This window comes from Puerhibacterium puerhi, from assembly GCF_009846865.1.
Classification (GTDB): domain Bacteria; phylum Actinomycetota; class Actinomycetes; order Actinomycetales; family Cellulomonadaceae; genus Puerhibacterium; species Puerhibacterium puerhi.
This window is the reverse complement of the sequence record NZ_WUWN01000003.1, coordinates 124,283-137,746: the sequence shown is the minus strand read 5'-3', so window position 1 is coordinate 137,746 and position 13,464 is coordinate 124,283. Positions and strand designations below refer to the sequence as shown.

The following is a 13,464-nucleotide window of genomic DNA, read 5'->3' as shown; positions in this document are numbered from 1 at the left end:
ACCGACCGCCGTGGTCCCGCGGTGCCGTCCGAGCCGCGCCGCGTGCCGGGGTCAGCGGGCCCAGCCGGGCCGCACGAGCCCCGCCTCGTACGCCACCACCACGAGCTGGGCGCGGTCGCGGGCGTCGAGCTTGGTGAGCACCCGGGACACGTGCGTCTTGACCGTGGACTCCGACAGGTAGAGCGCCCGGGCGATCTCGTCGTTCGACAGCCCGCGCGCCACCTCGACCAGCACCTCCCGCTCGCGCGGCGTGAGGTCGGCCAGGGCGGCGGGCGCGGCGACGTCGCGCGTCGCGAGGGCGACGCGGGCCAGCAGCCGACGGGTCACGGTGGGGGACAGCAGCGCGTCGCCGCGGGCGGCGACCCGCACGGCGCGCACCAGGTCGGCCGGCTCGGTGTCCTTGACGAGGAACCCGGACGCGCCCGCCCGGATCGCCTCGGCCACGTACTCGTCGAGCTCGAAGGTGGTCACCACGACGATGTGCACGCCCGCCGCGCGCGGGTCGGCGACGATGCGGCGGGTGGCCTCCAGGCCGTCGGTGCCGGGCATGCGCACGTCCATGAGCATGACGTCGGGCAGGTGCTGCAGCGCGAGGGCGACGGCGTCGTCCCCGGTGGCGGCCTCGCCGACCACGCGCACGTCGTCCTCGGCGTCGAGCAGGGCGCGGAAGCCGCCGCGCACCAGCGCCTGGTCGTCGGCGAGCAGCACGTCGATCACGGGGCCTCCTCGGGGTCGGGTGCTGGCGGGCGGGGCGTCGGCGGGCCGGGCGGGGTGCCGGGCGGGGTCCCGCCCGCCCCGGGCCACGGCAGCGTCGCACGCGTGCGCCAGCCGGCCGCCGTCGGGCCGGCGTCCAGCACGCCGCCCACGCCCTCGACCCGCTCGCGCATGCCGAGCAGGCCGTAGCCCGCGGCGCCCGGCGGCGCGGTCGCACCGCCGTCGTCGTCCACGGTGACCACGAGGCGGCCGCCCGCGACGGCGACCGCGACGTCGACGCGCGTGGCCGCCGGCGCGTGCCGGCGCACGTTGGTCAGCGACTCCTGCACGACGCGGTAGACCACGCCGGCCAGGTGCTCGGGCAGGTCGCGCGCCGCGGGGTCGACCACCAGCCGTGCCGCGCGGGTCTGCGTGCCGGCCAGCTCGACGAGGCGGGGGAGGGCGGCGAGCGTCCACGTGGGCGCGAGCGACGCGGCGGCGTCGGCGGGGCCGGCGCCGTCTGCCGCGTCCTCCCCGCCGGCGCGCACCACGCCGAGCACGAGCCGGACCTCGTCCAGCGCCTGGCGGCTGGTGTCGCGGATGTTCGTCAGCGCGGTGCGGGCCTGGGCGGGGTCGCGGTCGAGCAGGTGCAGCCCCACCCCGGCCTGCACGGTGATCGCGGACAGCGAGTGCGCCAGCACGTCGTGCATCTCGCGGGCGATGCGCAGGCGCTCGGCGGCGACGGCGGTGCGCTGGCGCTCGGCGAGGCTGCGGGCGGCGGCGGCGCGCGCCTCGGCCGCCCGGGTGAGCCGGTCGCGCAGGGCGCTGACCACCAGCAGCGCGACCGCGGCCCAGGCCGCCCCGCCGGCGAGCCCGCCCGGCGCGGGGGAGTCGCCGCGCAGCGCGGCCGCGCTCCACACCGCACCCGCCAGGAGGGCGCCCCCCGCCCACGCCGTCCGGCGCGCGGCGTGGGCGGGCCCGGACAGCACGACGGCGGCCAGCAGCACCGTGGCGCCGGCGATCACCGGTCCCCACGGGTAGCCCACCAGCAGGTAGGCGCCGGTCGCCGCGACCGTCACCACCGTCGCGGTGCGCTGCCAGCGGGGCAGCAGCACCACCATCGCCGCCGGCGCGACGAGGACCAGCAGGAACGCCCCGGCGTCGAGCGGGCGCGCCGCCAGCACGCCGGCCGTCCCCGCCACGGCGTCGGACGGGGCGTGCCGCGGGCCCCAGCCGCCCCACCGTCCGGGGCCGTAGGCGGCGCCGAGCGTGCCGACCACGCTGACGAGCGCGACGGCGACCGCGAGGAAGACGCGCGGGCGGCGTCGGTCCAGCGGGCCGGGCGGCGGGCCGGGCGCCGGCGGGACGGGCTCGGCGGGTCCCGCGGCGGGGCCGGGCAGCGACAGCACGCTCCGACGCTACGCGGGGACGTGCGCGGGCGCGTCCGCCTGCGGTGCTGGTCGCCGTCGTCCCGGGGTACCACCCGCCGCCCGACCGCCGTTGCGGGTCCCTGGGCGTCCGAGACAGGGCCCCCTGTGGCGGCCGCCCACGGGCCCCCACCCCCCGCAGGGGGGGCGTGCGCGGGCGCGTCCGCCTGCGGTGCTGGTCGCCGTCGTCCCAGGGACCCGCAACGCCGGCAGGGGCGGCGGCACGGGCGCGGGCGGGACGCGGGCCGGCCGCGCCCCGGGTCCGTCAGGCCTCCGGGACGTTCGCCTCCAGCTCGGCCAGCCACGCCGCCGACGACGCGTCCGACGGCATGCGCCAGTCGCCGCGCGGGGACAGCGTGCCGCCGCCGGCCACCTTGGGGCCGTTCGGGATCGCCGACCGCTTGAACTGGTTGGCGAAGAACCGGCGGAAGAACAGCTGCATCCACCGGCGGATCGTCGCCAGGTCGTACTCGGCGTGCTCGCCGCGGAACCCGGGCGGCCACTCGCCGGCGGCCGCGTGGCGCCAGGCGTGCCAGGCGAGGAAGGCGATCTTGCTCGGCGCGTACCCGTGGCGCAGCACGTAGAACAGCGTGAAGTCCTGCAGCGCGTACGGGCCGATCTTCGACTCGGTGGACTGCAGCTTGCCGTCGTCGTCGGCGGGCACGAGCTCGGGGGAGATCTCCTGACCGAGGATCTCGTCGAGCACCGTGTTGGTCTCGGCCTCGAACTGCCCCGACTCGATGACCCAACGGATGAGGTGCTGGATCAGCGTCTTGGGCACGCCGGTGTTGACCGCGTAGTGCGACATCTGGTCGCCGACGCCGTAGGTGGCCCAGCCGAGCGCGAGCTCGGACAGGTCGCCGGTGCCCAGCACGATGCCGCCGTGGTGGTTGGCCAGCCGGAACAGGTAGTCGGTGCGGAGGCCCGCCTGGACGTTCTCGAAGGTGACGTCGTAGACCTTCTCGCCCCGCCCGAAGGGGTGGCCCATGTCCGTGAGCATCTGCGTGGCGGCGGGCCGGATGTCGAGCTCCTCGAACGTCACGCCGAGGGAGCGGCCCAGGCGCCAGGCGCGGTCCTTCGTCTCGGTGCCGGTGGCGAAGCCCGGCATCGTGTAGGCCAGGATGTCGGTGCGCGGCCGGCCCAGCCGGTCCATCGCCTTGGCGGCCACGATCAGCGCGTGCGTCGAGTCGAGGCCGCCCGAGACGCCGATGACGATCTTCGGGCTGCCGATCGACGTCATGCGCTGCTCCAGGCCGGAGACCTGGATGTTGTACGCCTCGTAGCAGTCCAGGGCCAGGCGCTCGGGGTCGTCCGGCACGAACGGGAAGCGATCCACGCGCCGGCGCAGGCCCACGTCGCCGGCCGGCGGGCGCAGCTCGAACTCCACGGTGCGGAAGGCGCCGGTGCGGTCGGCCAGCGTGCGGCGGTTGTCGTCGAACGTGCCCTGGTGCAGCCGCTCCTGGCGCAGGTGGTCCAGGTCGACGTCGGCGACGGCGCGGCGCGGGCCGTCCGGGAACCGGTCGGTCTCGGCGAGCAGCTCGCCGCGCTCGTAGATCATCGTCTGCCCGTCCCAGGACAGGTCCGTGGAGCTCTCGCCCTGGCCGGCGGCGGCGTACACGTACGCGGCCAGGCAGCGGGCGCTCTGCGAGCGCACCAGCAGCCGGCGGTCCTCGGCCCGGCCCACGGTGATGGGCGAGCCCGAGAGGTTGACCAGCACGGTCGCCCCGGCCAGCGCCGCCTCGGCCGACGGCGGCACGGGCACCCACAGGTCCTCGCACACCTCGACGTGCACGCGCAGGCCGGCGACGTCGGACGCGGCGAAGATCAGGTCCGGCCCGAACGGCACCGGCTGGCCGAGCAGCTCGATCGTCTGGCCGCGGCGGTCGTCGCCGGGGGCGAACCAGCGCCGCTCGTAGAACTCGCGGTAGGTGGGCACGTAGGACTTCGGGGCGACGCCGAGGATGCGGCCGCCGTGCACGACGACGGCGCAGTTGAGCACGCGGGAGCCGACCTCGAGCGGGGCGCCGACGACCAGCACGGGCAGCAGGTCGGCGCTCGCCTCGACGATCTCGGCCAGGGCCTCCAGCACGCCGTCGAGCAGCACGTCCTGCAGGAACAGGTCGTCGCTGGAGTAGCCGGACAGCCCGAGCTCGGGGAAGACGGCGACGGCGACCGCCTCGTCGTGGCAGGCGCGCGCCTGCTCGAGGATCGTCGCGGCGTTGGCGGCGGGGTCGGCGGCGCGCACCGGCACGGTGACGGCCGCCACCCGGGCGTAGCCCTGGGCGTAGGCGGAGTAGAAGTCCTTGCTGACCGGCATGCCCCGAGTCTGCCGCAGGTGGCTGCGACGTGCCCCGACGCCCGCCCGTGCGCCCCACCGGGGCCGACCGGGGCCGACCGGGGCCGACCGGGGTCGACCGGGGCCGACGGGCGGGGCGGGCTGGGCCGGCGGGCGGGCGGGCTGGGTCGGCGGGGCGTCGGCCCCCGTGCCGGGTCAGGCCTGGACGGCGAAGCCGCCCGTCCAGCCGATCTGCTCGCGCGCGGCCAGCACCATCTGCAGGAACCCGACGGCCTCGAGCTCCCGGGCGCGCTTCAGGCCGCCGGCGTCCAGGGCACGCAGCCCGCCGCCCTTGACGAGGTCCACGACCTGCGCCTTCGCGGCGTCGTCGTCGCCCGCCACGAGCACCGTGGTGGTCTGCTCGCCCACGGTGCCGGAGGCGAGGGTGGCGGCGAAGCTGGTGTTGAACGCCTTGACCACGCGGGCCTGCGGCAGGGCGGACTGCAGCTGCGCGGCGGCGGAGCTGTCGGCGGGCACGGTCAGCCCGTCGAAGGTGGCGAAGTCCACCGGGTTGGTGATGTCGACCACGACCTTGCCGGCGAGCTGCTCGCCGCGCTGCGCGGCGATCTCGGCCAGCGCGGGGAACGGGACCGCGAGCACGACGACGTCGCCGGTGACCGGCTTGTCGGCGTCGGCGTGGGCGATGACCTCGACGGTGGCGCCGGCCTTGCGGGCGATCCCGGCGATGGCGGTGCCCATGTTCCCGGTACCGATGATGCTGACGGTGGCCATGCGGCCCTCCTCGGATCGATGAAAGTTGTCCCTACAACCAACACGGGCACCGTAGCCCGCATAAGTTGTTGCGTCAACCAATGTGCGAGAATGCGGGCATGGACGACGTGCGGTGGCTGAACGACGACGAGCTCAAGGCCTGGACCCGGCTGGTGGCGGTCGTCGAGCTGCTGCCCGGCGTGCTCGACAGCCAGCTGCGTCGCGACTCGCGCCTGACCAACTACGAGTACTTCGTGATGGCCCGGCTGTCCGAGGCGCCGGGGATGGTGCTGCGCATGAGCGAGCTGGCCGCCCGCACCAACGCGACGCTGCCCCGCCTGTCCCACGTGGTGCGCCGCATGGAGGAGCGGGGGCTGGTGGAGCGCCGCCCCTGCCCGGAGGACGCGCGGGCCACCAACGCCTACCTCACCGACCGCGGCTGGGCCACCATCCAGGAGGCGGCGCCGGCGCACGTGGAGAACGTGCGCCGGCACGTCTTCGACGCGCTCACCCCGCAGCAGGTCGGCCAGCTCACCGCCATCGCCGACGCGCTGCTCGAGAAGCTCGACCCCGACGGGCTCATCGCCGTGCGCACGGCGGACGTGCGCACCGGCCGGCCCGTCGAGCGCGACTGACCGCGCCGCGCCCTAGGGTCGAGGCCATGCCCGTCGCCGTTCTCGACGCCGTCGCGCGGCGCCGCCCTGCGCCCGTCGCGCTCCTGCGTCCGCTCCTCGTCGTGCTCGCCGCGCTGGTCGGCGGCGCGCTGGCCGCCGCCCCGGCCGGTGCGCACGACAGTCTCGTCTCCTCCGACCCCGCGGACGGCGCGGTGCTGGGTGCGCCACCGGCCGCCGTCACGCTGGAGTTCAGCGGCGAGGTGATCCCCACGGGGACGCAGGTGGTGGTCACCGACGCGTCCGGCGCCCCGGTCGACGCGGGTGCGCCGGAGGTCGCGGGCACGCAGGTCGTCGCAGCGCTCCCGGCCGACCTCCCGGCGGGCGCGTACACGGTCGCCTGGCGCGTCGTGTCCTCCGACGGGCACCCGATCGAGGGCGCGCTCGGCTTCACGCTCGACGGCGCGGCCTCGCCGTCGCCGTCCGCCGCCTCGCCGTCCGCCGCCGCGTCGTCCGCCGCCGCGCCGACGCCGTCGGCGACCTCGTCGGCCGCGGCGGCCCCGGCCGCGGGCACCCACGCCGGCCACGAGGGCGGCGGCGTGACCGGGCCGTGGGCGGTGCTCGGCCTGCTGGCCCTCCTGGTCGCCGGCGGGACGGCGGCGGTGACGGCGGCCCGCCGCAGGGCCGCGATCAGCCAGGCCGCGCGGCGCGAGGACGGGCCCGCCGAGCGCTGAGGGTGTCACCGGGCGCCGGGGGCCCGCGGGGTGGTCCGTCCACAGGATCGACGCGGAACCGGCACGACACAACGGCAGACACAGGGGCGCAGAGTCGCGGAAATCCGCGCCGATTCCCTAGTGTGTCCCTCGACTTCCCGCCCTCGGGCCGTGGAAGGCGCTGAACGTGACGCTCCACGGCACCCGCCGTGCGGCGTGAACTGGAGAAGGGATCCGCATGTCGCTCAACAAGTCCGAGCTCGTCTCGGCGATCGCTGCCAAGTCCGGCCTCACCAAGGCGGACGCGGAGAACGCCCTCAACGCGTTCCAGGAGGTGCTGATCGAGTCCCTCGGCAAGGGCGAGGCCGTCAAGGTCACCGGTCTGCTCGCGGTCGAGCGCGTCGAGCGCGCCGCCCGCACGGGCCGCAACCCGCGCACGGGCGAGGAGATCCAGATCCCCGCCGGCTACGGCGTCAAGGTCTCGGCCGGCTCGCTGCTGAAGAAGGCCGTCGCCCAGTAACCTCGCGCTGACCCCGGTCAGCGAGAGCGAGAGGCCCGTCCCGCGTCGTGCGGGGCGGGCCTCTCGGCGTCCGCGGGCGGCCGCGGTTCGGGAACGGACCGGCGCCCGGGTCGCGCTCCGGGAACGGACCGGCGGCCGGGCCGCGGTGGCGACGGAGCCGGTGGCCGACGGCGGTCAGCGCAGCTGCTGCACCAGCTCCAGCGGGTTGCCGGCCGGGTCGGCGACCCACGCCACCCGCAGCCGCCCGTCCTGGAACACGTGCGGCTCGCGCAGCACGACGGCGCCGGCGTCGAGCGCGGCGGCGTAGGCGACGTCCAGGTCCTCGCACCACAGCACGATCTCCATGGCGGCGCCGTCCTGGGAGACGTCGAGCCCGTGCTCCTCCAGGGCCGCCTGCGGGGACGCGATCCCCAGCACGAGCCCCGGGCCCTTGACCTCCACGTGCCGCGGCGAGCCCTCCGGGCCGTGCCGGTAGGTCTCCACGAAGCCGAGCTTGGCGTAGAAGTGGACGACCCGCTCGACGTCGTCCGCATACAGGTTCACCTGCGACCCCAGGAACATTCCCCCACGTTAGACGGGGTGCCGGGCGGTCACGACTTCTGCGGCCGCCGCGCGTGCGGGCGCCGCACGGCGTCGTTAGCGTCGAGAGGACGACGCCCGCGCCGGGCCGCTGCCGCGGCGGTCGGGAGGGTGACCCGGTCGAGCCCAGGAGCAGCCATGCACACCAGCGCGATGATCGACGCCCACCCCGGCGAGATCGGCCTCGACCGCGACCTGCTCGCGCACGCCGTCGACGCCCTCGTGGCGTGCGCGCAGGCGTGCACCGCGTGCGCCGACGCCTGCCTGAGCGAGGACATGGTGGCCGACCTGCGCAGGTGCGTCCGCACGGACCTCGACTGCGCGGACGTCTGCGACACCACGGCCCGGGTGCTGTCCCGCCACACCGCCTACGACGCGAGCGTCACGCGCGCGGTGCTGGGCGCCTGCGTCCAGGTCTGCCGCGCGTGCGGCGACGAGTGCGCCTCGCACGCCGAGATGCACGAGCACTGCAAGGTGTGCGCGCAGGCCTGCCGGGCCTGCGAGGAGGCGTGCGTCGCGCTCCTCGACAGCATCGGCTGAGCCGGGGGCCGCGGCCCGACGGGCCCGCGGCGGCGAGCGCCGACGGGCCGGCGCGGCCGTCAGCGACCGATCGGCCGGGAGGGCACGAGCCCCAGGTCGTGGGCGCGCGCCAGCGCCTCCTGGCGGGAGGACGCCCCGAGCTTCTTGTAGATGCTGCGGATCTGCGTGCGCACCGTGGTGGGGGCGACGCCGAGGGACGCGGCGACCTTCGCCGCGGTGCTGCCGTCGCTGAGGCCCGCCAGCACGGCGTGCTCACGGGGGGTGAGCCGGACGGGGGCCGCGGCGACGTCGGCCGCGCCCGTCGCCGAGCGCCAGACCGGCAGCGGGAGGTCGATCTCGAGCCCGGCCGCCGCCGACAGCCGGCGCAGGTCCGCGGGGTCGAGGCCGATGAAGGGCAGCAGGTGGCGAGGGCCCGACCGCGCGTGGACGGCCGAGGTGAACGCCGTCGCCGCGCGGTCGGTCCGGCCCAGGCGCAGGTGCGCGACCGCCAGCGTGGCGTGGAGCCCGACGACGTCCGAGACCCGGCGCGGGCCGGCCTGGAGTCCCTGCACCGCCGCCTGGACCGCCTTGTGGTGCTGGCCCGCCCGCAGGTAGGCCCAGGCGGCGCAGAATCCCAGCGTGTCCTCGTGGTGCCGCTCGTCGCGCAGGTGGACGAGCCGGCTGACCGCCTGGGCCCGGGCCAGCAGGACGCCCTCGGCGCGCGCGAGCAGCTCGCCGGTCATCGCCGGGACGTCGGCGCCCTCGGCGCCGTGGCTGAAGCGCGCCTCGTCGAGCCGGGCGAGGCCCGAGTGCGGGTCGCCCCACACCGCGTCGCGCAGGGCGTGCGCGTAGGCCAGGAACGGCCACAGCTCGACGCTCTGCGTCGCGCTGCCCGCCTGCGCCAGGTACGCCTCGGCGGCGGCCTGGTCCAGCTCCTCGACGGCCACCAGGGCGCGGGCGATCTTCGCGCCCACGGTGGTGAGGTGCTCGGTCCACGCCGGGACCGCCCCGAGGCCGTCGAGCTCGTCCAGCCACCGGTTCGCCAGGTCGAGGTGGCCCCGGTACGCGGCGAGCAGGGCCAGGTTCGCGACGGCGTTGGCCCCCGCGTAGTGGGCGCGGGGCGGGCGGCCGGCCTGCGCGCGGGCCTGCTGGTAGAGCTGGACGGCGTGGTCGAGCCGGCCGGCCAGGGTGGCGGTGAGGCCCCGCTCGGTCGCGAGCCACCCGGGCCGGGCGGGGACCTCCGTCCTGCCGACGGGCACGATCCGGCGGCCGCCGCCGAGCGTCAGCTGCTTGTCCACCCAGGACCCGATGCGCTCGGAGGCCTCGAGGTCGCCCTGCAGCCGGGCCGAGATCACGGCCATGGTCCCGGCGGTGAGCAGGTCAGCGCTGCGCACCGACGACAGCCGCAGGCTGTACCGGCGGCCCTGGTCCCGGTAGAACTGCACGACCTTGCGCAGCTCCGGATCGCCGGCCCCGTAGCCGAGGCGGTACTCGGACAGGAACACCGCCTGGAGCAGCCGGGGACGCCGGTCGAGCTCGTCGGGGCCGACCGTACGCGTGGCGGCGACGACCTCCCGCGCGAACCGGTCGGGCAGGTCGAACCAGAGCTCGTCGAAGAGCTCCTCCACGGCCGTGAGGCCGCCCGACGTGAGCGCGGCGCGCACCGCCTGGTCGCCGCCGTCCGTCACCGGATGGGTCACCCTTGGATCCTGCCAAGCGTCCCCAGGGACAAATGGGCCGAAGCACCCGCCCGGGTGGATGAAGCGTTGATGAATTTCCGCCGCTGGGCGGGCCTGCCGGCGGTTTTCCCGATGTGCTCTCCTCCGGCAACCGGCAAGCGCGCGCCCGGAGCGGGGTGGCCTCCCCGTGCGAGGCCCCGCGCCGGCGTGCCGGCCCGGCTCCCTCACTCGACGCCCCCGGAGGCTCGACCACCATGCGCTCCGTGCCCGACGCCTGGACGGACAGCCTGGAGGCGCTCGTGCGGTTCGTCGCCGAGCGCGGCCGCCTGCCGTCGTCCAGCGCGGGCGCCGACGCCGAGCGCGCCCTCGCCTGGTGGTTCGCGCGCCAGCGCAAGCGGTGGACCGGGAGCTTCGCCGGCCGGGCGCTGACCGAGGACCAGGTGCGCCGGCTCGACGACGCCCTGCCCGGGTGGCGCGACCCGCACATGATGCGCTGGAACCTCAACGCGCGCGCCGTCGCGGCGTACCGCGCGGCGACCGGGGCGTGGCCGTCCAAGCGCGCCGCCGACCCCGAGACCGCGCGCCTGGGGCGATGGCTGCACGACCAGCGGGCGGCGGCCGCCGACCCGGACCGGCCGGGCCGCTGGAGCACCGAGCGGCACGCGGCGCTCGACCGGCTCCTGCCGGGCTGGGACGGCACCGTCGCGGACCGCGAGGAGGACTGAGCGCGGCGTCCCCGCCCGGACGCCGCGGCGTCCCCGCCGGGACGCCGCCGCGCCGCCGGGGGACCCGCGCTAGAGGTCGCCCTTCTTCTCGAGGTACCGCATCGCCGCCCAGCCCACGGGCACCCGGCCCCAGTAGGAGACGACGCGGTAGAGCATCGTCACAGACAGCGCGATCGCGGCGGGGACGCCGGCGGCGGTGAGGCCCGCGGTGAGCGCGCCCTCCACGCCGCCGATGCCGCCGGGCGTCGGGACGAGCGCGCCGAGGGTGTTGCCCACGAGGTAGATGACCGCCACGTCGACGATGCCGAGGTCGCGGCCGAACGCCTCGAGCGCCGCGTCGAACGCCAGCACGTAGCCGAGCGTCATGATCACGTTGCCGCCGAGGCCCAGGGCGAGCCGCACGGGCTGGCCGAGCACCTGGGACAGCCGCGGCCACACCTGCTCGATCGTGGGGCGCGTCTTCTCCCACGCCCAGCGCCGGATCGCGGGCACGAGCAGCAGCGCGACGACCACGACGGCGACCAGCGCGATGGCGATGAGCACCGTGGTCGACGGCAGGGACACGAGGCTGCCCGACCCGGTGGTCAGCGACAGCACCACGAGCAGCAGCACGGTGACGACGAACTGCGACACCTGCACCAGCCCCACCGTGGCGACGGCCATCGGCGTCGTGATCTGCCGGCGGGTCAGCATGCGCAGGTTGAGCGCCGCCGGGCCGATCCCGGCCGGCGCGGCCAGCGACACGAAGGAGCCCGCCATCTGCACGAGCGTCGCCCGCCAGACCGGGATGCGGCCGGGGGAGAACGCCACCAGGGTCAGCGCCGACCCGAACCACGTGGCCGTGGCGAGCACGAACGCTGCGGCGACCCACCACGGGTTGGCCTCGGCGAACGCAGCGCGGATCTCCTGGAAGTTGATCGTGGTGACGATGACGGCGACGGCGACGACGGTCAGCGTGGCCGTGATGATCGTGCGAGCGCCGAAGCGCGTCAGCCGCACGGGCTGCACGTCGGCCTCCGGCAGCCGCTCCACCAGGGCGGTGCGCAGGTCGTTGACCAGCCCCTTGACGCGCCGCACCGCCACGCGGGTGTCCGGCGGCAGGGCGATGGTCTGCAGCAGCGGGCCGATCGCGGCGATGTCCTCGTCGGGCAGCGCGGCGACCGCCGAGGCGACCGCCCGCTCGGCGCCCACGCGCAGCGCCAGCAGCGCCAGCATCTGCGTGAGGTCCAGGCGCCGCGACAGCGCCGAGGAGGCGATCTCGCCCAGCTCCCAGCCGGTCAGCCACACGTGCGGACGGCCCGCGTCGTCGTCGTGCACGAGCACGGTGTCCGGCGTGAGCATGTGGTGGGTGATGCCGACGGCGTGGGCCCGGCGCAGCTGGTCCCAGGCCGCGGCGAGCAGGGCGTCCCCGCGCTCGCCGGCGAAGGCGGCGTCCGGCAGGTCGCGCAGCGCCACCGCGCCGCGCGCGTGCTCCTGCACCAGCGCCACCGAGTCGGCGGCCATGCCGACGCCGAGCAGCCGCGGGGTGCGCACGCCCGCCGCGGCGGCGGCGTGGCTCAGCAGGGCGGTGTGCTCCGCGACCGCCTTGAGCGACATCGCCGCGCGGCTCTCGAACCCGCGCATGCGCACGACCCGCCAGACGCGGGCCAGCGCGCCGAACACCTGCCGGTCGCCGTCGAGCACGACGACGTCGCGGCGCACACCCTCCTCGTCGAGCATCGCGTAGACGCGGTTGTCCCCGGTACGGGTCAGGGCGGCGGCGGCCGGGTCCGACGAGCGCGCGACGGCCTCGCCGTCCCGAGGACCGCCGTCGGGCACCTCCTCGCCCAGGTCGCGCACCCGCACGAGCGCCACCGGGCGGAAGCCGGCGCGCTGCACCGCCTGCACCAGCTCGGGGCCGTAGGCGCGCTCGCTGCGCACGCCGGACAGGTACTGCACGGCCTGCCCGGCCAGGCGGCCGAGCAGCAGCGTCACCAGGACACCGGGCAGGGAGACCTGGCCGGTGATGAGCACGACGAGCACCGCGACCGTGACGATGTTCCACGACCAGCGCACGGTGCGGCGCCGCGTGCGCGGGCCGGCGACCGTCAGCAGCGCGGCGATCGCGCTGATGTAGGCGGGGATGGTCACCTGCCACAGGCCCGACGACCACACCGACATGCTGCGGACCAGCTCGGGGCTGCCGACCTGGGTGACGAGGAACAGCGCCAGCAGGCCCAGGGCCAGGCCCAGCGCGGCGGCGGCGATCGACTCGACCATCTGGCGCATCAGCCGCCGCGCGAGCAGCTCGAGGAGCACCGCCACCGGGACGATGATCGTCACGATGCCCTCGAGCACGTTGACGGGGAAGAACAGCAGCGACGCGAGCAGGCCGGCGAAGCCCTGCACGTCCTGCGTGACGCCCTCGGTGGTCCCGTGCGCGACGACGGACAGCACGAGCACGAGCGCGACGCCGACCGCCGAGACGATCACGCCGAGCACGTCGCTGGGGTGGCGTACCCGGCGCTCCGGGGTGTCCACGACGCGGACCAGGTCGGGCTCGGTGCCCGGGAGGGCGCCGTCGCCGAAGAGCACTGCCTGCAGCGCCGTCGTCGACGGGTGCGACCCGCCGCCGCCACGCTGCGGTGCCGCGGCGGGCCCGGACGCGGGGGCGGCAGGGCGGGAGTCGGCGGGGCCGGACGGGGCGCCGATGGGGTCGCCCGCGTCCCGCCCCGTCGCCGGGGCGGCGTCGGAGCGGGCATCGTGCGTGCTCGCAGCGGTGGCCGGGGCGCGCCGCAGCGCGCCGTCGGGGCCGACGAACGACCCGACCTCGACGACCGGAGGCCGCTGCGCCCGGGCAGGCGACGTACCCGCCGCGCTGTCGTCGGACATGCCGTCGAGTCTAGGTCGGCGGCGCCCGCGAGCGCCGGGGCGGCACGCGTCGTGCCGGTCACGATCCGGCAGCGCCGGTAG

Annotated in this window: 12 protein-coding genes; 5 read left to right on the top strand and 7 right to left on the bottom strand. The window is 76.5% G+C overall.

Annotation, left to right across the window (positions count from 1 at the left end; genetic code table 11):
• Positions 1–51: 51 nt before the first annotated feature.
• The 4 genes from GSF02_RS03305 to GSF02_RS03290 all read right to left on the bottom strand — a co-directional run bounded on the left by GSF02_RS03305 (position 52) and on the right by GSF02_RS03290 (position 5,187).
• Positions 52–717 (bottom strand): response regulator, encoded by a 666-nt coding sequence (locus GSF02_RS03305; RefSeq protein ID WP_159792708.1) that lies wholly within the window; start codon positions 715–717, stop codon positions 52–54.
• Positions 714–2,102, bottom strand: coding sequence for a sensor histidine kinase (locus GSF02_RS03300; protein WP_159792706.1), 1,389 nt, complete (start codon positions 2,100–2,102; stop codon positions 714–716). Before GSF02_RS03300 ends, GSF02_RS03305 begins: the two co-directional genes overlap by 4 nt.
• 283 nt (positions 2,103–2,385) lie before the next feature.
• Entirely contained in the window at positions 2,386–4,437 is a 2,052-nt protein-coding gene (locus tag GSF02_RS03295) for an NAD(+) synthase (protein ID WP_159792704.1), read from the bottom strand.
• 174 nt (positions 4,438–4,611) lie between these two features.
• Positions 4,612–5,187: an NADPH-dependent F420 reductase gene (locus GSF02_RS03290; protein WP_159792702.1), complete on the bottom strand. Its 576-nt coding sequence runs from the start codon at positions 5,185–5,187 to the stop codon at positions 4,612–4,614.
• 98 nt (positions 5,188–5,285) lie between these two features.
• Here GSF02_RS03290 and GSF02_RS03285 point away from each other — a divergent pair, with 98 nt between their 5' ends.
• The 3 genes from GSF02_RS03285 (at position 5,286) to GSF02_RS03275 (ending at position 7,010) form a co-directional block, all read left to right on the top strand.
• On the top strand, positions 5,286–5,801 hold the full coding sequence (locus GSF02_RS03285; protein WP_159792700.1) for a MarR family winged helix-turn-helix transcriptional regulator: 516 nt from the start codon (positions 5,286–5,288) through the stop codon (positions 5,799–5,801).
• A gap of 26 nt (positions 5,802–5,827) precedes the next feature.
• Positions 5,828–6,511, top strand: coding sequence for a copper resistance CopC family protein (locus GSF02_RS03280; RefSeq protein ID WP_159792698.1), 684 nt, complete (start codon positions 5,828–5,830; stop codon positions 6,509–6,511).
• A gap of 217 nt (positions 6,512–6,728) precedes the next feature.
• On the top strand, positions 6,729–7,010 hold the full coding sequence (locus GSF02_RS03275; protein ID WP_159792696.1) for an HU family DNA-binding protein: 282 nt from the start codon (positions 6,729–6,731) through the stop codon (positions 7,008–7,010).
• A 174-nt stretch (positions 7,011–7,184) separates the two neighbouring features.
• Here the strand turns inward: GSF02_RS03275 and GSF02_RS03270 are convergent, their stop codons facing one another.
• The gene (locus GSF02_RS03270; RefSeq protein WP_159792694.1) at positions 7,185–7,571 is read right to left on the bottom strand and encodes a VOC family protein; all 387 of its coding nucleotides are present in this window, start codon (positions 7,569–7,571) and stop codon (positions 7,185–7,187) included.
• Positions 7,572–7,727: 156 nt separating this feature from the next.
• Between GSF02_RS03270 and GSF02_RS03265 the strand changes: the two genes are divergently transcribed.
• Complete coding sequence (locus GSF02_RS03265) at positions 7,728–8,129, top strand: four-helix bundle copper-binding protein (RefSeq protein WP_159792692.1); 402 nt, start codon at positions 7,728–7,730, stop codon at positions 8,127–8,129.
• A 59-nt stretch (positions 8,130–8,188) separates the two neighbouring features.
• On the opposite strand, the gene GSF02_RS03260 is transcribed toward GSF02_RS03265, so the two are convergent.
• Positions 8,189–9,808 carry a helix-turn-helix transcriptional regulator gene (locus GSF02_RS03260; protein ID WP_159792690.1) on the bottom strand — a complete coding sequence of 540 codons (1,620 nt, stop codon included), beginning with the start codon at positions 9,806–9,808 and terminating at the stop codon, positions 8,189–8,191.
• A 242-nt stretch (positions 9,809–10,050) separates the two neighbouring features.
• Between GSF02_RS03260 and GSF02_RS03255 the strand changes: the two genes are divergently transcribed.
• Entirely contained in the window at positions 10,051–10,512 is a 462-nt protein-coding gene (locus GSF02_RS03255) for a helicase associated domain-containing protein (protein WP_159792688.1), read from the top strand.
• 69 nt (positions 10,513–10,581) lie between these two features.
• Here GSF02_RS03255 and GSF02_RS03250 read toward each other — a convergent pair whose 3' ends face one another.
• On the bottom strand, positions 10,582–13,383 hold the full coding sequence (locus GSF02_RS03250; protein WP_201308764.1) for a lysylphosphatidylglycerol synthase transmembrane domain-containing protein: 2,802 nt from the start codon (positions 13,381–13,383) through the stop codon (positions 10,582–10,584).
• Positions 13,384–13,464: the final 81 nt, after the last annotated feature.